This is a genomic window from Nocardioides secundeburneus (genome assembly GCF_039939255.1).
Taxonomy (GTDB): Bacteria; Actinomycetota; Actinomycetes; order Propionibacteriales; family Nocardioidaceae; genus Nocardioides.
Genome location: NZ_JBDUUE010000002.1, coordinates 488664 through 509394, shown reverse-complemented (window position 1 = coordinate 509394; position 20731 = coordinate 488664). Strand labels below are relative to the sequence as shown.

20 protein-coding genes and 1 tRNA gene are annotated in these 20731 nt (G+C 72.8%); 9 read left to right on the top strand and 12 right to left on the bottom strand.

What is annotated here, in order from left to right; all coding sequences use genetic code 11:
- Positions 1-297 precede the first annotated feature (297 nt).
- Positions 298-1218 (bottom strand): DUF559 domain-containing protein, encoded by a 921-nt coding sequence (locus ABFT23_RS07510; protein ID WP_347893815.1) that lies wholly within the window; start codon positions 1216-1218, stop codon positions 298-300.
- 271 nt (positions 1219-1489) lie between these two features.
- The gene (locus ABFT23_RS07505) at positions 1490-1714 is read right to left on the bottom strand and encodes a tautomerase family protein (protein WP_347893813.1); all 225 of its coding nucleotides are present in this window, start codon (positions 1712-1714) and stop codon (positions 1490-1492) included.
- Between the two features lie 124 nt (positions 1715-1838).
- On the opposite strand from ABFT23_RS07505, the gene ABFT23_RS07500 reads away from it, so the two are divergent.
- The 3 genes from ABFT23_RS07500 to ABFT23_RS07490 all read left to right on the top strand — a co-directional run bounded on the left by ABFT23_RS07500 (position 1839) and on the right by ABFT23_RS07490 (position 6080).
- Entirely contained in the window at positions 1839-3533 is a 1695-nt protein-coding gene (locus tag ABFT23_RS07500; RefSeq protein ID WP_347893811.1) for a copper resistance CopC/CopD family protein, read from the top strand.
- 139 nt (positions 3534-3672) lie between these two features.
- Positions 3673-5082, top strand: coding sequence for a hemolysin family protein (locus ABFT23_RS07495; RefSeq protein WP_347893809.1), 1410 nt, complete (start codon positions 3673-3675; stop codon positions 5080-5082).
- Positions 5079-6080 carry a hemolysin family protein gene (locus tag ABFT23_RS07490; protein ID WP_347893807.1) on the top strand — a complete coding sequence of 334 codons (1002 nt, stop codon included), beginning with the start codon at positions 5079-5081 and terminating at the stop codon, positions 6078-6080. The genes ABFT23_RS07495 and ABFT23_RS07490 overlap by 4 nt, the downstream gene beginning before the upstream one ends.
- 6 nt (positions 6081-6086) lie before the next feature.
- Here ABFT23_RS07490 and ABFT23_RS07485 read toward each other — a convergent pair whose 3' ends face one another.
- The 7 genes from ABFT23_RS07485 to ABFT23_RS07455 form a co-directional block, all read right to left on the bottom strand.
- The gene (locus ABFT23_RS07485; RefSeq protein WP_347893805.1) at positions 6087-6638 is read right to left on the bottom strand and encodes a DinB family protein; all 552 of its coding nucleotides are present in this window, start codon (positions 6636-6638) and stop codon (positions 6087-6089) included.
- A gap of 165 nt (positions 6639-6803) precedes the next feature.
- Positions 6804-7676, bottom strand: a complete 873-nt coding sequence (sepX, locus tag ABFT23_RS07480) for a divisome protein SepX/GlpR (protein ID WP_347893803.1) — start codon at positions 7674-7676, stop codon at positions 6804-6806.
- An 82-nt stretch (positions 7677-7758) separates the two neighbouring features.
- Positions 7759-8406 (bottom strand): GNAT family N-acetyltransferase, encoded by a 648-nt coding sequence (locus tag ABFT23_RS07475; RefSeq protein WP_347893802.1) that lies wholly within the window; start codon positions 8404-8406, stop codon positions 7759-7761.
- Positions 8406-8912, bottom strand: a complete 507-nt coding sequence (locus ABFT23_RS07470; protein ID WP_347893801.1) for a MogA/MoaB family molybdenum cofactor biosynthesis protein — start codon at positions 8910-8912, stop codon at positions 8406-8408. The genes ABFT23_RS07475 and ABFT23_RS07470 overlap by 1 nt, the downstream gene beginning before the upstream one ends.
- The gene (gene moaC / locus ABFT23_RS07465; RefSeq protein WP_347893799.1) at positions 8909-9379 is read right to left on the bottom strand and encodes a cyclic pyranopterin monophosphate synthase MoaC; all 471 of its coding nucleotides are present in this window, start codon (positions 9377-9379) and stop codon (positions 8909-8911) included. The genes ABFT23_RS07470 and moaC overlap by 4 nt, the downstream gene beginning before the upstream one ends.
- 79 nt (positions 9380-9458) lie before the next feature.
- A complete protein-coding gene (gene glp / locus ABFT23_RS07460) occupies positions 9459-10724 on the bottom strand; it encodes a molybdotransferase-like divisome protein Glp (protein WP_347893797.1) in 1266 nt (421 codons plus the stop codon).
- A gap of 8 nt (positions 10725-10732) precedes the next feature.
- Positions 10733-12112, bottom strand: coding sequence for a UTP--glucose-1-phosphate uridylyltransferase (locus tag ABFT23_RS07455; protein ID WP_347893795.1), 1380 nt, complete (start codon positions 12110-12112; stop codon positions 10733-10735).
- 23 nt (positions 12113-12135) lie between these two features.
- Between ABFT23_RS07455 and ABFT23_RS07450 the strand changes: the two genes are divergently transcribed.
- A complete protein-coding gene (locus tag ABFT23_RS07450) occupies positions 12136-12744 on the top strand; it encodes a 5-formyltetrahydrofolate cyclo-ligase (protein ID WP_347893793.1) in 609 nt (202 codons plus the stop codon).
- 19 nt (positions 12745-12763) lie between these two features.
- Here ABFT23_RS07450 and ABFT23_RS07445 read toward each other — a convergent pair whose 3' ends face one another.
- Entirely contained in the window at positions 12764-15409 is a 2646-nt protein-coding gene (locus ABFT23_RS07445) for a penicillin acylase family protein (RefSeq protein ID WP_347893791.1), read from the bottom strand.
- Positions 15410-15501: 92 nt separating this feature from the next.
- On the opposite strand from ABFT23_RS07445, the gene ABFT23_RS07440 reads away from it, so the two are divergent.
- From ABFT23_RS07440 to ABFT23_RS07430, 3 genes are all read left to right on the top strand, one after another.
- Positions 15502-15834 carry an FmdB family zinc ribbon protein gene (locus ABFT23_RS07440; RefSeq protein ID WP_347893789.1) on the top strand — a complete coding sequence of 111 codons (333 nt, stop codon included), beginning with the start codon at positions 15502-15504 and terminating at the stop codon, positions 15832-15834.
- Positions 15835-15910: 76 nt separating this feature from the next.
- A complete protein-coding gene (locus ABFT23_RS07435) occupies positions 15911-16564 on the top strand; it encodes an SAF domain-containing protein (protein WP_347893788.1) in 654 nt (217 codons plus the stop codon).
- A gap of 57 nt (positions 16565-16621) precedes the next feature.
- A complete protein-coding gene (locus ABFT23_RS07430) occupies positions 16622-16978 on the top strand; it encodes an MscL family protein (RefSeq protein WP_347893786.1) in 357 nt (118 codons plus the stop codon).
- A 24-nt stretch (positions 16979-17002) separates the two neighbouring features.
- Here ABFT23_RS07430 and ABFT23_RS07425 read toward each other — a convergent pair whose 3' ends face one another.
- Together ABFT23_RS07425 and ABFT23_RS07420 are read right to left on the bottom strand one after the other, a co-directional pair.
- A complete protein-coding gene (locus ABFT23_RS07425) occupies positions 17003-17179 on the bottom strand; it encodes a hypothetical protein (protein WP_347893784.1) in 177 nt (58 codons plus the stop codon).
- A 1-nt stretch (position 17180) separates the two neighbouring features.
- Complete coding sequence (locus ABFT23_RS07420) at positions 17181-18467, bottom strand: LCP family protein (RefSeq protein WP_347893782.1); 1287 nt, start codon at positions 18465-18467, stop codon at positions 17181-17183.
- A gap of 167 nt (positions 18468-18634) precedes the next feature.
- Here ABFT23_RS07420 and ABFT23_RS07415 point away from each other — a divergent pair.
- Both ABFT23_RS07415 and ABFT23_RS07410 read left to right on the top strand, forming a co-directional pair.
- Positions 18635-18710, top strand: a tRNA-Arg gene (locus tag ABFT23_RS07415).
- 698 nt (positions 18711-19408) lie between these two features.
- A complete protein-coding gene (locus tag ABFT23_RS07410; protein ID WP_347893780.1) occupies positions 19409-20659 on the top strand; it encodes a tyrosine-type recombinase/integrase in 1251 nt (416 codons plus the stop codon).
- Positions 20660-20731 lie beyond the last annotated feature (72 nt).

The following is a 20731-nucleotide window of genomic DNA, read 5'->3' as shown; positions in this document are numbered from 1 at the left end:
TGATCCCCTCGGGTCCGGGCCCGTCGTGCGTCGTGCGGGGCGGCGTCCCGTGTCCGGGCGGCCGCTCGTGGTCCGCGGTCCTGTTCGTCCCGAACCGCACAATTGTGGAGTTGTGGCGGCGTTCGGAGCCCGCACGCGTCCCGAACCGCACAATTGTGGAGTTGCGGCGGCGATCGGAGCCAGCACGCGTCCCGAACCGCACAATTGTGGAGTTGCGGCGGCATTCGGAGCCAGCACGCGTCCCGAACCGCACAATTGTGGAGTTGCGGATCACCAGGGCAGTGCGGGCACCAACGCTCACCCGTCGAAGTGCTCTCGCCAGCGGTCGTCGATCTCGGGCACGCCCTGCATCCCACGGGCGACCAGCTGCCGCCTGATCCGCTGCAGGGTGTCGAGCGGGTTCTTGAAGATGCCCGCCGACGTGACGACGAGGATCCGGTAGCCCTCGTCGTCGAGCTCCTCGCGGCGCACGTTGTCCTTGTCCTTCTGCCTCGGCTCCAGATGGTACAGACCGTCGTACTCAACGATGAGACGGACGGACTCGTAGTACAGGTCGAACCGACGGCGCCAGGTCCCGTCGTCGTTCCAGAGCTTGAAGCCGACCTGCGGCTCCGGGAGTCCGGCAAGCACGATGAGCATCCGCAGTCGACTCTCCATCGGAGAGTCGACGCCCTCGCGGACGTAGCCGGCCGCGAGCAGGGCCAGCCCGGCGTAGTAGTCCGTGCTGGCCTTGCAGGCCCGGACCAGCTGGCTCGGCGAGATGCCGTACCTCTTGACGAGGTCATCGCCCAGCACGACCTGCTCGACGAGGTTCAGCATCCCGGCGCAGTCGATGAAGGTGGCGATCGGGTCCGTGCAGTCGATCCCGCGGACCTTCACCAGGCGCTGACGTCGATCGGTCACGTGCGGCTTGATCTCCGGGCGGTACCGCCGTTGCTCCTGCTGCCGCACAGTCACGTGCACGAACTGCGGCTTGGGAACCGGCAGACCGAGCAGCTCGGCGGCCGTCAGGTGGCTGGCGTAGGCCGGCCCGGCCTGGGCGAGGATCGCTGCCTTGACCAGGCTCGTGCGGTCGGCGGCGTCGGCCTGGACCCAGATGCCACGGACCAGGTTGCGGAACCGGGGTCCGCGGATGCGCGGGTCCTCGCCGGCCTCTCGCAGCATGGCGGGGGTGAACGGCTGCGTCCGATCGACGCTGGGTGAGTGCTCGGCCTCCATGGAAAGAGGGTGAACGAGTCCGCCGACAGGCCGACAAGTTATCCACAGGCCCCCGGCTCGGCCTCGGAACTCGTCGTGGCCGCCCCCGTCTACAACTGCACCATTGTGCAGTTGTGGACGCCGAGACCGCCGATCGTGCGACGCAAGTTCACAATTGTGCGGTTCGGGACGAGGGGCGCCACCGCGCAGACCAACACCCCCGACAAAGCAGCCGGGCCGGCGGAGCGTGCCTCTCGGCCGCCTCCGCCGGCCCGATCGGGGCCGCCCGGGGTCAGCCGTCGGCGAGGGCGGCGACGACGCCGGCGCGGGAGTCGTCCTCGCTGGCGAGGACGCCGCCGTTGGCGACGATGTCGGGGGTGATCTCGCTGAAGACCATGCGGACGTCCTGGCGGCGGGCGCCCAGGATCTCGACGGCGCTGTCGGCGACGGCGGCGGCGAAGTCGCGGCGCTGCTCGACGGTGCGACCCTTGAGCAGCTCGACGGTGATGTTCGGCATCTGGTTCCTTCCGGAGTGGCCGTCCACGGGACCGACCTGGGTTCGGTGACATGAATCACTCTACGCGATCGCGATCTGAGTTCACATTCTTGACATCGGTTCGCGACGTCGATTGACTGGTGACGTGAGTCACGCCACCGTCCGTCGCGTGCTCGCGGCCCTCCTGACCGCCGCCCTCACCCCGCTGCTCCTCCTCGTCGCGGCCTCGCCCGCACAGGCGCACGCCTCGCTCGTCGCGACCGACCCCGGCGAGGGCACGGTGCTCGAGTCGTCCCCCGAGACGGTGGTCTTCAGCTTCAGCGAGGACGTCCAGGAGGTGCCCGGCGGCGTCGTCGTCTACGACGCCGAGGGCGCCGAGCTCGGCGGTGCCACGACGACGGTCGGCGGTGCCGAGCTCACGCTCACCTTCGACGAGGCGCTCGACGACGGCACCGTGGTCATCACCTACCGGGTGCTCTCGCGCGACGGCCACCCCGCCACCGGCTCGCTGAGCTTCTCGGTCGGCGAGCCGAGCGACACGGTGGTCACCCCGCCGTCGGCCGAGTCCGGCCCCACGACCCCACCGTGGTGGGTCAGCCTCGTGCGGTGGGTCGGCTACGTCGGGCTGCTGCTCGCCGCCGGTCTCGTGGCCTTCGTCGTGCTGTTCCTGCCGCGCGACCGGGTCGCCGACCGGGCGCGGGCCCAGATCGTCACGACGGCGCGCGCAGGCGCCGTCGCGGGCGCCGTGGCCTGGCTCGTCGGCCTGCCGGTCACGGCGTCCTACCAGCTCGGCACCGGCCTCGGCGGCGTCGTCGACGGCGCCACGTGGTCGGTGCTCACCGCGACCGAGTACGGCGTCACGGCCGCCGTCGCCGTCGGGCTGATCGGTGCAGTGGCGCTGGTCGACGACGGCTCCCCCGCCCACCGCCGCGGGCTCGTCGCCGTCGTCGCGGCCGCGGTGGCGACCGTCGCCCCCGCCCTGACCGGCCACACCCGCGCCGCCACGCCCGAGGCGCTGGCAGTCGGCGCCGACATGGTCCACCTCCTCGCCGGCGCCACCTGGCTCGGAGGCCTGGTCGCCCTCGCGCTCGCGCTCCCGCGCATGGCCGCCCAAGGCACGACGGGCGCCGTGGTGCTCACCCGGTTCTCCACCGTCGCCGCGGGCGTCGTGGCCGTGCTCGCGGTCACCGGCACGCTGCTCGCCTGGCGCATCGCCGGGTCGTGGGCGGCCTTGTTCGAGACCACCTACGGCCGCCTGCTCCTGGTCAAGATCGCCGCCGCGCTGGTGGTGATCGCAATCGCGGCCTACAACCGCTACCGCCTCCTGCCCGGCCTGCAGCAGGCCGAGAGGCGCAAGGAACGTCGCAGCGGCGCCGGGCTCGTCGTGCGCACCATCACCGCCGAGGCCGGCGTGCTGCTCGTCGTCCTGATGCTCACCGGCGTGCTCGTCGACCGGACGTCGCAACCACCTGCACCGGTCTCGGGCGGCCTCGACACCTCGAGCGCCGTCGTCCGCGACCTGCGGCTCGGGCCGATCACCGCGCGCGCCACCCTCGACGGCCAGGCCACCGGACGACGCACCGTCACCCTCGAGCTCCGCGACGTGGAGGGCAACCCCACCGAGGGCTACGACCCGCCGACGGCCACGCTGAAGCACGTGCGCGACGACCTCGGTCCGGTCTCGCTGCAGTCGGTCGCGCCCGGCGTCTACGAGGCCGCCGCCCAACTGGCCTTCCCCGGCACGTGGGAGCTCACGGTCACCCTGCGCACCGCCGAGGACTCCTATCCCGCCGCCACGGCCGAGTTCTCGCTGAGCGGCGGCGAGGCCCAGGTCGGCTGACGGGAACTTCAGGGCCCGGGCTGTACGTTCATCCTCTGACACCGCCCACACCTGAACAACGGAGGTCGCACCGCCCGATGGACGGTCCGAGTACCAGCCCGCCCCTCTCTCCACGACCGAGCGAGGGGCGGTGGCGCCGATGTGGGCGCTGAGTCTCCTCCTCGGGCTCCTGGTCGTGCTCGCGATCACCGCCGCCACGGGCTACTTCGTGGCGCAGGAGTTCGCCTACATGACGGTCGACCGCTCGCGCCTCACCGCGCGGGCCGAGGCCGGTGACGCCGCCGCGAAGCGGGCCCTCGCGGTCACCAAGCGCACCTCGTTCATGCTCTCCGGCGCCCAGCTCGGCATCACGGTCACCGCGCTGCTCGTGGGCTACGTGGCCGAGCCGCTCATCGGCGAGTCCGTCGGCGAGGCCCTCGGCGGCGTCGGGGTGCCGACCGCCGTCGGCGTCGCCCTCGGCACGGTCGCGGCCCTGCTGCTCTCGACCGGCGTGCAGATGGTGTTCGGCGAGCTGTTCCCCAAGAACCTCGCCATTTCCCGTCCCGAGCAGACCGCGCTGTGGCTGGCCCGCTCGACCCAGGTCTACCTCGGCGTGTTCGGCTGGCTGATCGCGTTCTTCGACAAGTCCTCCAACGCCCTGCTGCGCCTGTTCGGCATGGAGCCCGTGCACGACGTCGAGCACGCGGCCACCCGCCGCGACCTCGGTGCGATCGTCACCGAGTCGCGGGCCAGCGGCGACCTGCCCGTCGAGCTGTCGCTGCTGCTCGACCGCCTCGTCGACTTCCCCGACCGCGACGTGGCGCACGCCATGGTGCCGCGCGCCCGCGTCGGCACCGTCGACGCCGACACCTCGCTCGAGGAGCTGTGGACCGCCATGGGCGAGGGCCACTCGCGCTACCCCGTGCTCGGCGCCGACGACGAGGTCGTGGGCGTCGTCGACCTGCGCGACCTCCTCGTCGAGCCCGACCGCGGCCAGCGCGTCGTGGCCGACATCATGCGCGAGCCACTGCTCGTGCCCGAGGTGATGCCGATGACGGCCGCGCTGCGCGAGCTCACCACCGACGACCACCGCATGGCCTGCGTGCTCGACGAGCACGGCGGCCTCGCCGGCGTCCTGACCATCGAGGACCTCGCCGAGGAGATCGTCGGCGAGATCGACGACGAGCACGACGACGACCTGCCGCCGGCCCTCACCGAGGACGACCTCGCGGCCGACCGGACGACATGGGACCTCCACGGCTCGCTGCCGCTCGACGAGGTTGAGCGCGTGGTCGACCGCGACCTGCCCGATGGCGACCACGAGACCCTCGGCGGTCTCGTGATCGCGGGGCTCGCCCGCCTGCCCGAGGTCGGCGACCGGGCCGCCGTCACCCTGGCCCAGGTGCTCGACGACGGCGACGAGCCCGAACGCCTCGACCTCGAGGTGCTCGAGGTCGAGCGGCACGTGCCCTCGCTCGTGCGCGTCACGCTCGTCGCCGCGGTCACCGAGGCCGAGCCCCAGGACGACGACCATCCCGACGTCCCGGCGGCCCAGGAGGAGACGCGATGAACGACCCGTTCGTGGTCACCGGCGTGACCGTCGCCCTGATCGTGCTCAGCGCGTTCTTCGTCGCCGCCGAGTTCGCGGTGCTCGCCGTCCGCCGCCACCGGCTCGAGGAGCGTGCGGCCGCCGGCTCACGCGCCGCCCGGGCCGCCGTCCGCTCGGTCGACGAGCTGACCGTGCTGCTCGCCGGCTGCCAGCTCGGCATCACCGCCTGCGCCCTCGGGCTCGGCGCCGTCACCAAGCCGGCCGTGAAGTACGCCCTCACGCCCGTCATCTCCGGCTGGGGCGCGGCCGACTGGGTCGCCGACACGGCGGCCTTCGCGCTCGCCATCCTCGTCGTCACCTTCCTGCACCTCGTGATCGGCGAGATGGCGCCCAAGTCGTGGGCGATCGCCCACCCCGAGACTGCGGCCATCGCGCTGTCGCTGCCCATGCGGGGCTTCATGTGGGCGACGCGGCCCATGCTGCGCGGGCTCAACCAGACCGCCAACTGGTGCCTGCGCCGCGTCGGCGTCGAGCCGCGCGACACCGTCGCCACCGGCCAGACGGCGTCCGACCTGCGCGCGCTGGTCGAGCACTCGGCCAACGTCGGCGCGCTCGACGCCGCGTTCTCCTCGCAGGTCACCGACGCGCTCGACCTCGAGCAGCTGACCGTCGGCGACCTCGGCGACGCCACGCGCGAGATCACCTCGGTGCCGCTCGACGCCACGATGGTCGAGGTGCGCGACGCCGCCCGCGCCACGGGCCACCTGCGCATCCTGGTCCGCGACGACGCCGGCGTGCTCGTCGGCATGGTGCACGTGCGCGACACCATGAACGAGCCCGACGACGTCCGTGCCGAGCGGCTGCGGCGCGACGTGCTCACCGTGCCGGCCGAGACGCCGGTGCACGAGGCGCTCGCCGCGATGCGGTCGTCGCGCACGCACCTCGCGGTCGTCACCACCGAGACCGGTCCGGCCGTCGTCACCCTCGACGACGTCGTCCGGAGGCTGCTGCCGGTCTAGCCGCCCCTAGCCCATGGACTTCTGGCCGTCGATCGTCTCGCGGATGATGTCGGCGTGGCCGGCGTGCTGCGCGGTCTCGGCGACGACGTGCCAGAAGGTCCGGCGGTGGGCCCAGGTGGCGCCGGGCTCGAACCACGGCGCCGCGGGCAGGGACTGACGCTCGGCGAGGTCGACGGTGCGGACCAGCTCGTCGGTGGCCGCCGCGACCTCGTCGTAGGTGGCGAGCAGCTGCTCGAGCGTCTCGTCGGGCCCCATGACGAAGCCCTGCGTGTGCTCCACGACCGCCTCCGGCGGGTCCGACCAGTCGACGTTGTCCCAGTCGACGTCGGGCTCGTCGGCCGGGCCGTCGGTGACGAAGTCGGCCCAGGCGCGCTCGGTGATCGCGACGTGCTTGACCAGCCCGCCGAGACTGAGGGTGCTCACGGTCGGGGTGAGGCGGGACTGGTCGTCGGAGAGTCCGGCGACGGTGCCGCGGAACAGGGTGCGGTGCTTGGTGAGGGCCTCGAGGAGGTCGGCGCGCTCCTCGGCGTACTGGTCGACGTGCTGGTCGGTGGTCATGACCCCACTGTAGGAACGCCTCAGGTCAGGGAATGACCTGAATTCCGGCGGGCTCGCCGCCGGTGGTCCGGCTGGGCCCCGTGGCGGGGAGTACCCGGTGCACCGGGTGTTCCTGACGTTCCCAGGGGTTGCAACGCCTGAGAAGCGGGAGACGTCCCTGAGGAGTCAGTCGCCGGCGGCGCGGCGCTTGCGCTCGGCCTGCTCGGGCCGGGTGGCCCGCTCGGCCTCGGCCTCGCGGGCGAGGGCGGAGTCGCCGGCGTGCGGGCCCGACGTCCAGACACCCGTGGAGTCGAGGTCGATGGTGCGCACCGAGCGACGCGCGGCGGGCTCCTTCGAGACGTAGGTCGGCAGCACGCCCGGCCGCGGCTCCCAGCCGTCGGCCTGCTGCTCGGCCACCGGCTCGGGGTCGGGCTCGTGGGCATGCTCGGCGACCGACTGCTCGACGGGCTGCTCGACGGGGACGTCGGCCCGCACGGCCACGTGGACGCGGATCTCCTCGGTGACCGGGTCGTCGTCGACGGTCACGGGCTCGGCCACGGCCGGCACCGCCGGGACGACGCGGCGCACCGGCAGGGCGGCGCGCTCCTTCTTCACCATGAGCCGGCACGCGACGAGCCAGGCCGCCAACAGGACGCCGGGCGCGGTCATCGAGACCCACGGCACGACGGACGCCGACGCGAGGGCCGCGACGACGACGCCGACCAGCAGGATCACCAGCACGACGCGGCGACGGCGGGCCGCCGCGCGGGCGGCCGCGGCCCGGCGCACCGCGACGGGCACCGGACGACGCTCGGGCGCCTCGGCCTCGGCCACCTCGGGGGTCGCCTCGGGCTTCGCGGTCGTCCGCTCGCCCTCGACGACCAGCCGGGCCGTGCGGCCGTCGGCCGACTCACGGCGCGCGAGCACGCGCATGCGGGTCGAGAAGCCCTCGACCGTGCGGGAGGAGGCGCCGTCCTCGTGGTGGCGCAGCGCCTTCGGGATCAGGTAGGCCGCCCAGGCCACCGCCAGGGCGACGAAGATGAGCGCGCTCAGGTCCACAGACCGAGGTTAGGAGCGGCAGCGGAGCACACGGCGGACGTCAACCCGTGTGTCGGAGATTCTCTCGTGTGACTCCTGTGGTTCACGCGGTCGCGGACGGGCCGTGCTCGAGGCGGTGGAGCAGGCCGCGGGGCGCGACGTCCTCGCGGGTGACGGCGTAGAGCCGGTGGTCGCGCCACTCACCGTCGATGTGCAGGTAGGCCGGGGCGTAGCCGACCTCGTGCAGGTCGAGCTTCTCGACCACGCGCAGCGAGTTGGAGTTCTCCGGCCGGATGGCGACCTCGATCCGGTGCAGGCCGACCACGGTGAAGCAGTGGTCGACGGCCATCGCGACGGCGCGGGGCATGACGCCGCGCCCGGCGACGTCCTGGTCGAGCCAGTAGCCGACCGAGGCGAACTGCGCCGAGCCGCGCACGATGTTGTTGACCGTCACCTGGCCGACGAAGCGGCCGTCGACCTCGATGGCCCACGGCAGCGTGGTGCCGGCCCGGGCCGAGGCCGAGAGCCGGCGCACGAGCGCGCGGAAGCTCACCGGGCGCGACGGCGAGCCGGGCGGCGCGGTGGCGTCCCAGCGCACCAGCCAGGCGGCGTTGCGACGGCGGGTGTCGCGCCACGCGTCGACGTCGGAGCGCCGCAGCGGTCGCAGGACGACGACCGGGTCGCGCCTGGAGCTGAGCGTGGCGGGCCAGCCCGGCTGGCGCCGCAGGCCGATCCGGCTCGCCAGGCTCATCAGTGGTCGCTCCCGAGCACCTGCTCGAGGGCGTGGGCGAGCACCGGCTCGAGCACGCCGAGCGCGTCCTTCACACCGCCGCGCGAGCCGGGCAGGTTGACCACGAGGCAGTCGCCGACGATGCCGGCGACCCCGCGCGAGAGCACGGCGGTGGGCACGCCCTTCGCGACGCCCGCGGCGCGGATGGCCTCGGCGAGGCCGGGCACCTCGCGGTCGAGCAGCGGCCGGGTCGCCTCGGGGGTGCGGTCGGTCGGGGTCAGGCCGGTGCCGCCGGTGGTCAGGACGACGCGCGCGCCCCTCGCGACGGCGCCGGCGATCGCCGTGCGGACCGGGTCGCCGTCGGGGACGACGACCGGACCGTCGACGACGTAGCCGCGCTCCTCGAGCCAGGCGCCGATGACGGGGCCGGTGGTGTCGTCGTAGACGCCGGCCGCGGCCCGGTTGGAGGCCACGACCACGGCGGCGGGCAACCCGGACGGCGGCGACGACGAGGGCGTCGCGGTCATCGCGACCAGTCCCCGCTGCGCCCGCCGGTCTTGGTCTCGACGCGCACGTCGGTGATGACGGCGGCCTTGTCGACGGCCTTGACCATGTCGACGACGGTGAGCGCGGCGACGGAGACCGCGGTGAGGGCCTCCATCTCGACGCCGGTGCGGTCGGTGGTGCGCACGGTGGCGACGATCTCGACGGCGTCGTCGGCGACCACGAGGTCGACGGTGACGCCGGAGATCGCCAGCGGGTGGCACAGCGGCACGAGCGCCGGGGTCTGCTTGGCACCCTGGATGCCGGCGATGCGCGCGACGGCGAGCGCGTCGCCCTTGGGGACGCCGTCGCCGCGCAGCAGTGCGACCACCTCGGCCGAGACCAGCACCCGGCCCGACGCCGACGCCGTGCGCACCGTGACGGCCTTGTCGGAGACGTCGACCATGCGTGCGGCGCCGCTCTCGTCGACGTGCGTCAGTCGATCACTCATGGCTGCACCCTGCCAGCACCACACCCGCGCCGGGCCACCCCCGAGCGCCTCCGAGCCCCCCGCGCCGCCGTCGCACCCGTCAGTCCTGGTCGAGGCGGATGACGGTGACCTGCTCGCCCGCGGCGACCTCGGTGACGTCCTCCGGGACGACGATGAGCGCGTCGCTCGCGGCGAGGTCGCCGACCAGGTGGGACCCGGACCCGCCCACGGGCTCGACCTCGGTGACGGTGATGCCGTCGGCGCCGAGCGAGACGGTGCCGCGCAGGAACTGGCGGCGTCCGGGGGGCGAGCCGACGCGGTGGGTGAGCCGGGCCCGGACCGGCCGGCGTGACTCGGGCGCGATGCCCATCATCCGGCGCAGCGCCGGGCGCACGAACATCTCGAACGACAGGTACGACGACACGGGGTTGCCGGGCAGCGCGAAGAACGGCACGGTGCGCTCGTGGGGCCCGTGGCCGTCGACCAGTGAGCCGAAGCCCTGCGGCTTGCCGGGCTGCATCGCGAGCCCGCCGAACCAGACGGCGCCACCGGGCGAGAGCGCGGCCTTGACGACGTCGAAGTCGCCCATCGAGATGCCGCCCGAGGTGACGACGACGTCGGCGTGCGCGACCTCCTGCTCCAACGCGGCCAGGAACGCCTCGGGGTCGTCGGGCACGAGCCCGACGCGGCGCGGGACGGCGCCGGCCCGGCGGGCGGCGCCGGCGAGCAGGTAGGAGTTGCCGTCGAAGATCGCGTCGTCGTCGAGGGTGGCGGGATCGGCGCCCGGGTCGCGCAGCTCGGAGCCGGTGGAGACGATGAGCACGCGAGGTCGCGGACGGACGCGCACGACGGCGCGACCGACCGAGGCGAGCAGCCCGAGGTGGCGGGGCCCGATCACGGTGCCGGCCTCGATGACCAGGTCGTCGAGGTCGACGTCCTCACCGGCGTAGCGGACGTGCTGTCCGACCGAAGCGGCCTGGTCGATGCGCACCTCGGTGGCACCACGGTCGGTCCACTCGTAGGGGACGACGGTGTCGGCGCCCTGGGGCAGTGGGGCCCCGGTCATGATCTTCGCCGCGGTGCTGCGCTGGATCGTCGTGACCCGCGCCTGGCCGGCGCCGATCGACCCGACCACGGGCAGCGTCACCGGCGTCGCGTCGCTCGCGGCGGCGACGTCGGCGGAGTGCACGGCGTAGCCGTCCATGGCCGAGTTGTCGAAGCGCGGCAGGCGCACGGCGGCACGGACGTCCTCGGCGCAGGCGAGGTCGAGCGCGTCGAGCAGCGGCAGCTCGACGTCGGGCAGCGTCGTCGTCGCCTCGAGGATCGTGGCGAGGTGCTCGTCGACGGTCCGGAGCCGCGGGGCCATCGAGGTCCTCAGTCCTGCTGCAGCACGGTGCCCGCGGAGACCCGCTCGGCACCGTGGGCGTCGAGCTCGACGTCGCCGATGACCTGCACGCCGCGGCAGAACGTGACGTCGCCCCCGACGCGCAGCGAGGTGGCCTTGACGAGCGAGGGAGCCCCTTCGGGGAACCGCTGGTCGAACTCGCCGACGAGCTTGTAGTGCTCGGGGTCGAGGTCGACGTAGGGCACCTCGGCGGACGCCTGGTCGAGCACGAAGTCGGAGCCGAGGTCGTAGACGTCGGAGCGCAGCACCAGCAGGTCGTTGGTCGTCTTGACCGGCACGAAGCGGTCGCGCCCGACCTCGATGAGCTCGGAGCCCTCGAACACCTCGATGGCCGCTCCCATCGCCGTCTCGACCTGGATCACCTCGGGCGTGGACGGGTCGCCGGGGTCGACGGTCTTGACGTTGCGGATGAGCGGCAGGCCGAGGATGCCCTGGCGCTGGTCGAGCGCGGTCTTCATCGCGTCGAGGTCGAACCACAGGTTGTTGGTCGAGCAGAAGCGGTGCCGCTCGAGGTCGGCGAGCGCGTCGAGGTCGTGCTTCGGGGTCTGGGCGGTCTCACGCAGCACCAGCCGGCCGTCGGCCTTGCGACGGGCGAAGTGCCCGCCCTTCTTGTCGGACGGCGTGCGCCGCACGGCCTCGATGGCGAACGGCGCGCCGGTGCCGGCGAACCAGCCGGCGACCCGCGGGTCGGGGACCGCACCGAGGTTGTCGGAGTTGGAGACGAACACGTGCCGGAAGCCGCGCTCGATGAGCAGGTCGATCAGGCCCGTACCTCGCATGGCGGTGTAGATGTCGCCGTGGCCCGGCGGGCACCACTCGAGGTCGGGGTCGTCGGGCCACGAGACGGGCGCGAGGTTCTTGGCGAGGAGCTTGGGCTCCTTGTTCTGCAGGAACTCCAGCGGCAGGCCGTCGACGGCGAGGCTGTCGTAGCGCTCGAGCGCGGCCATGGTGTCGGCCGAGGTGCGGAACGAGTTCATGAAGATCAGCGGCAGGGTGGCGTCGTGCTCCTCGCGCAGTGCGAGCACCTGGCGCACGATGATGTCGAGGAACGACAGGCCCTTGCGCACGCACAGCAGCGACTTGGCCCGGCTCATGCCCATCGAGGTGCCGAGGCCCCCGTTGAGCTTGATCACCGCGGTGTGCCGCAGCGCCTCGGCGCCTGCGTCGGCGTCGACCTCGACGCCGGCCAGCGACGGCATGTCGACCGGGTCGATCGAGTCCTCCGGCACCAGTCCGGTCTCACCGTGCTCGAGGAGCCGGAAGTAGTGCGAGAACGTGTCGATCGCGACCTCGTCGACACCGGCGTCGGCCATCTTGGCGCGCGCCGTGTGGAGTGCGGGACTGCCCATACCACCGAGCCTAGGCTCCTGATGTGCCGACGTCACAACCCAGCCCGTCCGGCGACTCCCCCGGAGCCGCCGCCAAGGTCGCCCTGCGCGACCAGCTGACCACCGCCCGCCACCGTCTCTCGGTCGCCGAGCTGGGCCTGTTCTCCCGCGCCGTGGCCGGTCACCTCCTGGCCACGGACGAGGTGCGACAGGCCGCCACGGTGGCGGCCTACGTCTCCCTCGGGGCCGAACCGGGCACGTCGTGGCTCCTCGACGGGCTCCGCGCCGCCGGCCGCCGGATCGTGCTCCCGGTCCTGCTTCCCGACGGCGACCTCGACTGGGCCGCCTACGACGGCGAGCGCAGCCTGGCCCCGGCCCGGTTCGGCCTCCTCGAGCCGACCACGCGCCGCCTCGGCGTCGACGCCGTCGCCCGCGCCGACGCCGTCGTGGTGCCGGGGCTCGCGGTGTCGTCGTCCGGGGTGCGGCTCGGGCGGGGCGGCGGCTCGTACGACCGGGCGCTGGGGCGCGTGCCGATCGGCACGTTCACCTGCGTCGTCCTCTACGACGACGAGGTCGACCGACCCGTGCCGGTCGAGCCGCACGACCGCGCGGTCACCGCCGCCGTGACGCCGTCGGGGCTGCGGCGGTTCTGACCTGCCCGCGACGGGCCGGCTACTCCCCCGGCACCAGCGTCAGGACGTCGTCGCCGGCGTCGGTCACGGCGTTGCGGGAGAAGGCCCAGGCCCGGGTCTCGCCGCGCATCATCAGGTCGGTCTGGTCGGTGTAGTGCGGGTGGAAGGCGTGACCGCTGGCGCCGGTGAGGTTGACCCAGCGGGAGGCGTCGAGGTCGCCGAGGTCGACGACCATGCGCATGGCCGGGGCGGTGGTGACCTCGAACCCGCGCCGGGCGTCCCAGCCGGTGGCGCCGACCGCGGCGTTGCCGCCGGGGGCACCACGGTCGCCGCGGTCGAACAGGCGCCGGACGACGTCGCTGTCGGCGTCGCCGAGCCGTCGCCCGCGCAGGTCGAGCTCGTGCAGCGCACCCCAGGTCCACTCGTCAGGTCGCGGCGAGATCGCGGCGGTGAGGTCGTCGCGGGCGTCGAGGAGGGCCTGGGCGAGCACGTCGTCGCGGCGCTCGACGACGTCGTCGGTGGTGACGTCGTCCCACCACGGGTCGTCGGGGCGCTCGAGGAGGTCGGTGACGACGGCGATCCAGCGCTGACCGCCGTCGGGGCGCTGCGCGGCCGGCAGCTCGTCGGCGAACGTGAGGCTCAGCAGGTTGCGCCACACCGCGTTGAAGTAGGCCGCCGCCGCGCTCTGCCCGCCCTCGGCCGGCTGGGTGTGGTCCCAGTTGTCGAGCAGCCGCTGGCCGTCGTCGCCGTAGCCGCCGGGCAGCCGCTGCTCGAGCAGGTGCGGCACCAGCACGTCGGCGAGCGGGTTGGTCGTGTCGAGCTGGGTGTCGACGGCGTCGTCGACCGTGACACCGTCGCCGTCGTCGATGCCGGCCGTGACCAGGTCGCGGATGCGCTGCGAGCGGTAGCCCCGGTCGTAGTCGGAGGCGAGGGCGTAGGGGTAGTCGCCCTCGATCACGGCCTGGTTGGCGGTGACGACCAAGCCCTCGTCGGGGTCGAGCACGCTGGGCAGGCCGTCGGGCGGGACGAGCTCGCCGGTCCAGTCGGTGTCGGAGCGCCACCCGGGCGACGGCAGGCGGCCGTCGTTGCCGGACTTGCGGATCGGGATGCGCCCGGCCGCCTGGTAGCCGACGTGCCCGTCGCGGTCGGCGTAGACGATGTTCTGCGCGGGCTCGGAGAGGTCGGCGGCCGCGGCGCGGAACGACGTCCAGTCACGGGCCCGGCCGAGGGCCAGGAGGGCGTCGGCGGTCGAGCCGGGCTCGAGGCCGGTCCACGACAGCGACAGCTCGAGCTCGGCCTGGCCGGCCTGGCGGGGCACGTCGGCGGCGTCGGCCACGGCTGCGTAGGGCTCGCCGAGGTCGCTCACGATCGGCCCGTGGTCGGTGGCGCGCACCTCGATCGTCACGTCGTCGCCGTCGGCCACCCCGATGGTCTCGGTGCGGGTCTCGAGCGGTTGCCGCTGCTTGCCGCGGCGCCACTCGTCGCCGACGACCTTCTCCACGTAGAGGTCGGTGACGTCGGCCCCGAGGTTGGCGAAACCCCACGCGACCTGGTCGTTGTGGCCGATGACGACGCCCGGCACGCCGGCGTAGGAGAAGCCGGCGACGTCGTAGGGGCAGGCCGGACCGACGGCGCGGCAGTGCAGGCCGACCTGGGTGAACACCCCGGGCAGCTCGACGCCGAGGTGCGGGTCGTTGGCCAGGATCGGCTCCCCCGACGCGGTGTGCGTGCCCGAGACCGCCCACGCGTTGCTGCCGAGCCCGTCGCCGCGGCCGACGAACGGGGCCACGGCGTCGGTGACGTCGGCGAGCCGGCGCAGGTCGTCGGCGACCGCGCTCGTGAACGGCGCGGGCCGGGTCGGCAGCCGGGTGCCGTTCGCGTCGGCGTCCTGCTCGAAGACGCCGTCGACCACCGCGCCCTGCCGGACGGCGGCCGCGTGCTCGTCGTAGGGGTAGGCCGGCCAGAGCTGGTCGGCCCGCTGCTCGCCGACGGCCGCCGTGGTCAGGGTGCGGTCGATCTCGTCGCGCATGCCTCCGCGGAGGTCCCACGCGACCGCCTTCAGCCACACGAGCGAGTCGACCGCCGTCCACCGCTCCGGGGAGTAGCCGAGGCCGCGGGCGTTCAGCACGGTGTACTCCAGCGCGATGCGGCTCGGCGCCCGGCCGGCGAGGTAGGCGTTGACGCCGGCGGCGTAGGCGTCGAGCGCGACGCGCGTCTCGGGGTCGAGCAGCGGCAGCTCGGCCTCGGCGACCCGTCGCCACCCCAGCGTGCGCGCCAGCGCGTCGGACGGCACGGCCTCCTCGCCGACCAGCTCGGCGAGCCGGCCCGAGGCCGCGTGGCGGCGCACGTCCATCTGGAAGAACCGCTCCTGGGCGTGCACGTAGCCCTGGGCACGCATGAGGTCCTCGGTCGTGTCGGCGTAGAGCTGCGGGACTCCGGCGTCGTCGCGGACCACCTCGACCTCGCCCATGAGCCCGGGCAGCTCGACCTCGCCCGACGTCTGCGGGAACGAGCGCCGCACCAGCACCAGCCCGGTGAGCAGCGAGGCGACCAGCACCAGGGTGAGCGCGACGGCGACGTACGCCGTCCAGCGCAGCGGCCGGGGCAGCAGCCGGAAGCGTCGCCACCACAGGGGCGCGCGCGGGCGGCGCGGCGCCGCGGGCGGCTCGTCCGTGGTGGTCGTCATCGTGCGGAACATTCTGCCGGGCGCTAGAGTTGGCACTCGACGAGGCAGAGTGCCAACCCCTCGGCCCCGCACCACTCATCCCGGAGGATCCCGTGCCGACCTACCAGTACGCCTGCACCGAGTGCGACCACGCCTTCGAGCAGGTGCAGTCCTTCTCCGAGGACTCCCTCACCGTCTGCCCCCAGTGCCAGGGCCGGTTGCGCAAGCTCTACAACGCCGTCGGCGTCGTGTTCAAGGGCTCCGGCTTCTACCGCACCGACAGCCGCGTGCCGGAGAAGTCGGGCTCGTCGTCGTCGTCGGACGGTGCCGGCGAATCGTCGTCGAGCAGCACGTCGGAGTCCTCCTCGTCGAAGTCCGAGTCGAAGGGCGAGTCGAAGAGCGCCCCGAAGTCCGACGCCAAGCCCGCCTCGAAGGCGTCTGCCTGACCCGGGCCCGCCCGGCTCCTCCGGGGGCCTGTGGATGACGCCGGCACGAGCGGCGCCGCTCGCCTAGCGTCGCGGCATGCCGCCCGACCTCCTCGCGCCGACCGTCCCGCCGCTCGTCCGATCGCGCCTGAGCCTGGTGCGCCGCACCGTGCTGCGCCGCCGGCGCTGGCTCGCGGCGGCGCTCGCCGCCGTCGCGGTGGCCGCCGGGCTCGGGGCCGCGACGACCGAGCCACCACCGACCGTCGAGGTCGTGGTGGCCGGGCGTGACCTGCCGGCCGGCGAGGTGCTCGGCGCCGACGACCTGGCCACCGTGGCGTTCGCGCCCGACTCGGTGCCCGACGGGCTGGCGTCGTCCGCCGAGGGTCGGGTGCTGGCGGCGCCGCTCACGCGCGGCCAGCCGCTCACCGACGTGGCCCTGGTCGGGCCCGCGATGACGGGTGACCGCGACGACCTGCACGCCGTCCCGGTGCGCCTGCCCGACGCCGGCGCGGTGGCGCTGCTGCGGGTCGGCGACGAGATCGACGTCCGGGCCACCGACCCGCAGGCGGGCACGACGGAGACGGCGGCCGAGCGGGCGGTCGTGCTCGCCGTCCCCGTGGCCGACGAGGCCACCGGCCCGACCGGCCTGCCGGGCCGGCTCGTCGTCCTGGGGGTGGGTGCGAGCGAGGTCATGACATTGGCCGACGCCGTGTCGCGCTCGCTGGTGACGTTTGCGTGGTCGACGCGCTAACGTCGGCGAGCCCCCTTCGGCAAGCCTCGGCAACCGCATCCCTAGGAGCACAGCACCATGGACGGGTTCAAGAACTTCCTCTTCCGCGGCAACCTGGTCGACCTGGCCGTCGCGGTCATCATCGGCACGGCGTTCGGCGCCGTCGTCACGACCTTCACCAACTGGCTCACCGCCCAGATGCCCGACTCGACCAGCGAGGTCTTCAGCAACGAGGCCAACTCGTTCGGCGCGTTCCTCAACGCCGTCATCTCGTTCGTGATCCTGGCCGCCGTCGTTTACTTCCTCGTCGTGACGCCCTACGTCAAGGCCAAGGAGCGCTTCTTCCCGAGCCCGGCCCCGGGCACGCCGGAGGACATCGAGCTGCTGCGCCAGATCCGCGACAGCCTCGCCGGCGGCGGTGCCCACAAGGGCTGACCTCTCGCGACTCCTGGTGCCGTCTCACCCACCGTGGTGAGGCGGCACCTGCCTTTTCAGCCACTCCTCGGAGCGGTCGACGCCGGCCCCGGAGGCGTCGGCGTCGTCGCGCTCGTCGGACGTCGTCTCGGGCAGGGTGTCGCCGAAGACCGCCGCGAGCCGGCGCTTGCGCTCGGCCGGGGTCTCGGCGGGCCCGCTCACGTCAGGCACACAGCCCGGACGACGCGCGGGTGTCGGAGGTGACGGCGCCGCCCTTCGGCTCGGTCGACTCGCCGGAGCCGGGGTCGGTGGACTCGCCGGAGTCGCCGGAGGGGGTGCTGTCGCCGTCCACCGCGGTGCCGTCGATGCTGTCGCCCGCCGAGAGGATGCCGTCGGAGGAGACCTTCTTCGTCAGCGGCTTGTCCTTGACGACCCGCTTCCACAGCTTGTCGGCCGAGGGGAGCCAGGCGACGCGGTTGGGGTCGACGGGCGAGTACTGCCACGGCACGGTGACGAACTTGATGTTCTCGAGGCCGATGCTGCGGAACGAGGTGCCGACGTCGCGCATCTGGTCGATGGAGTCGAAGTCGGTCTGCAGCGAGCTGGTGGCGGCGTTGAGGAACCCGAGCAGTCGGTCGGGCCGGGCCAGCGTGCCCTTCGAGACCACCTTGCCGGCCATGGCGGCGAGGAAGGCCTGCTGGCGCTTGATCCGGCCGAGGTCGGAGCCGTCGCCCAGGGTGTAGCGGGCGCGGACGTAGCTGAGCGCCTCGTTGCCGCGGACCTCGCGGGTGCCGGCCGGGATGGTGATGCCGTGCGCCGGGTCGTCGATGTCCTCGGGGATGCACACCTCGACGCCGTCGATGGCGTCGACCATGTCACGGAAGCCGTTGAAGTCGACCTTGACGTAGTGGTCGAGCCGGATGCCGGTGAGCTGCTCGAACTGCTGCATCGTGCAGGCCGGACCGCCGACGGCGAACGCCTCGTTCCACATCGCGTCGTCCGCGCCGGGGATGGTCTCGCCGTCGTCGTCGGTGCAGTCGGGCCGGTCGACCAGGCTGTCGCGCGGGATCGAGATGCCGTAGGCGAACGTGCGGTCGGCCGAGAGGTGGAACATGATCGTGGTGTCGGAACGCTCGCCGTCGCCGGTGAGCCCGTCGATGTTGTTCCCGGCGCCGTCACGGGTGTCGGAGCCCATCACCAGGATGTTCAACGGCTCCTTCGGCCCCGTGTCGACCTCGACCTTGGCCGGCCGGTCGCTGAGCTGGTCGTCGTAGTCCTGGAAGTCGACGTTGTCGTCGAGGTGGCGCCAGAACCACACCGAGCCGAGCCCGACGACGAGCGCGAGCGCCGTCACCGAGCCGAGGAGCACGACGAACACCTTGCTGCGCTTGCGTCCGCGGCCGCGCCGCTTGGGCCGGTCGGCGCGCGTGCCGACCGGGAACCCGGCCGACCCGTCGTCGCTGATCTCGTCGGTCGCGTGCACGTGCTGCTCGGGGCGCTCGGCGGGCATGATCACCTGGGGTACTCGGCGGACAACTCAGAGCCACCCATGGTGCGCGACCGTCCCGCCTCACCCCAAATCAGGGGGTCGTGCGCTCGGTCACGTGCGCCCTCGCCCCAGGGCCTCACCCGTCGGGTCGGACGTCGTCCGCCCGACCCGGTAGCCTCGCCGACGCCGCCCCAGTAGCTCAGCGGATAGAGCAGCCGCCTCCTAAGCGAAAGGTCGCAGGTTCGACTCCTGCCTGGGGCACCACCACCAGACACGCGGTTCTCGCGGCGACCAATGACGTTTTCGCAGGTCAGCGGCTCAGCGACGGCGTGCCAGCCCGTGCCGGGCAGTGTCAGGGCGTATCAGACTGTTCAGGGCGAGAACGGTGCGAGCACACCTTTTCGCACGCGATTTGGCGGCCATACGTGCGAAAAATGTGCGAATCCCCGACTGCTCTCGACCTCGTCGCACGCTTCCTGTGACAACTCGTTCGCTCCGGTTGATCACGAGGAGCACTCGCACGCACGTGTTCATAGCGAGGGCCCGTCTGCTCGAGGCGGACGGGCGGTCGACCCGACCGTCGTGACCTGGTGTCGCGCCCGTCGGGCGTCTTCGACGAGAGGCGGTTGGGCCAGTGACGAGCAGGCAGCGAGCGAGCTCATGAGCGACCCACCTGCGCCCTCGGCGCGGCGGCTCCTGACGATCAACGACCTCAGGTCTTTGTTCCGATGCGGCCGCACGACCGCGTACGAGCGTGTTCATGCCGACGACTTCCCTCGCCCGCTGGCACTCTCGGGATCGGCCCACCGCTGGTGGGAACACGAAGTTCTCGAGTGGCTCGAGCATCAGCGCGTCGACTCACCTCGGCCGCGGGCCGAGCGAGGCCGACCACCGGCGCTCGACGTGGATGCCCCCGCTGCTGCTCCTCGGCCAGTGCAACTGCGGCGTCGAGGAGTCACGCAATGACACGGGCGACCCCGCATGGAGGGGACGCGACTCGACCGACTGACGGCGCAGAGGCTTGGCGCACGCCGGGCGACCGCGTACTCGTCACCGCTCCGAAGGCCGACGGCGGCTACTACCGCCTCCAGTGGACGACGAGCGAAGGCCAGCGCGGGCAGACCACGGGTGGCCGCACATTCACCAAGGCCTGGGCCAAGGCACTCGCCCGCGAACGCGACCTCGAGCTAGGCGCCACGCCGCGAAGCGAGATGCCGGTCAGCCGCGGCATCGAGTACTGGCTCGACCCGAACCGACCTACGCCTCGCGGCGGATGGGGCGACTCTCATCGGTACGGCATGAACGCCTACGCGCGTCGCTACTTCCTCCCGCACTTCGGCGACAAGCGCTGCATGGACCTCCGCCGCTCAGACATCCAGCGCTGTGTGAACGCAGCTCCGACGTCGTCGGAGGGCCGGAACATCCGCCGCTCCGCGGCGTCGATGATCGGGGCCCTGCGCCAGGGCGACTACCTCCTCGACAACCAGGTGATCGACCTGTCAAATGTCTTCTGGCACGGCGTAACCGCCAACGACGCCCAGACGAGCGACAGCGGCGAACGCCTGGAGTACGTCTCGCCGTGGAAGCGCCCGTCAAACGCCCAGGTCGAAGCACTTCGTGACGCCGCCGCTCGGACGGGTCGACGAGGCAAGGGGCAGTGGTGGCGGGGCCTCATGGTCGAGATCGCCGCCTACTCCGGCCCGCGCTGGTCCGAGCTGGTTGCGGTCACCACCGAGGTTGTCGACCTCGATCGACGGACGATCGACCTCCACTGGCGCGTCGCGGAGTCGACCGGTAAGGCACGCAGACTCACGCCACCCAAGATGGCCAAGAGGCGGACCACCATCTACCCCGAGGTCTCCCCCACCGGCTACCGGCTCGGCGACCTGATGCGGAAGCGGGTGGACGAGGTCCACGTCGAGCAGCGCCAAGGCCTGAACCGCAAGGGCTTGCTCTTCCCAGCCCCTAGCGGCGATTGGTGGTGGACCGGTGTCTTTCACCGGGACTTCTTCGAGAAATCAGCTCGCGCTGCCGGCTGGGAGTACAGCGATCTTGAGCGCCCCTACGACGGCGTCACCAGGATTGAGCGCCAGTGGCACCTGACGTGGCACAGCCTCCGGCATACGTTCTGCACAGTCGCACTGGAAGAGTGGGGATTGCCTGAATCGACGGTCTCGCTTCTGGCCGGACACTCTGTCGCGTGCCGGGTCTGATGGAGGCTCTGGCGTGTCCCGGGTTCTGTGGAGGCGGCTGGCTGGATTCTGATGCCCTGACACCACCAGGAG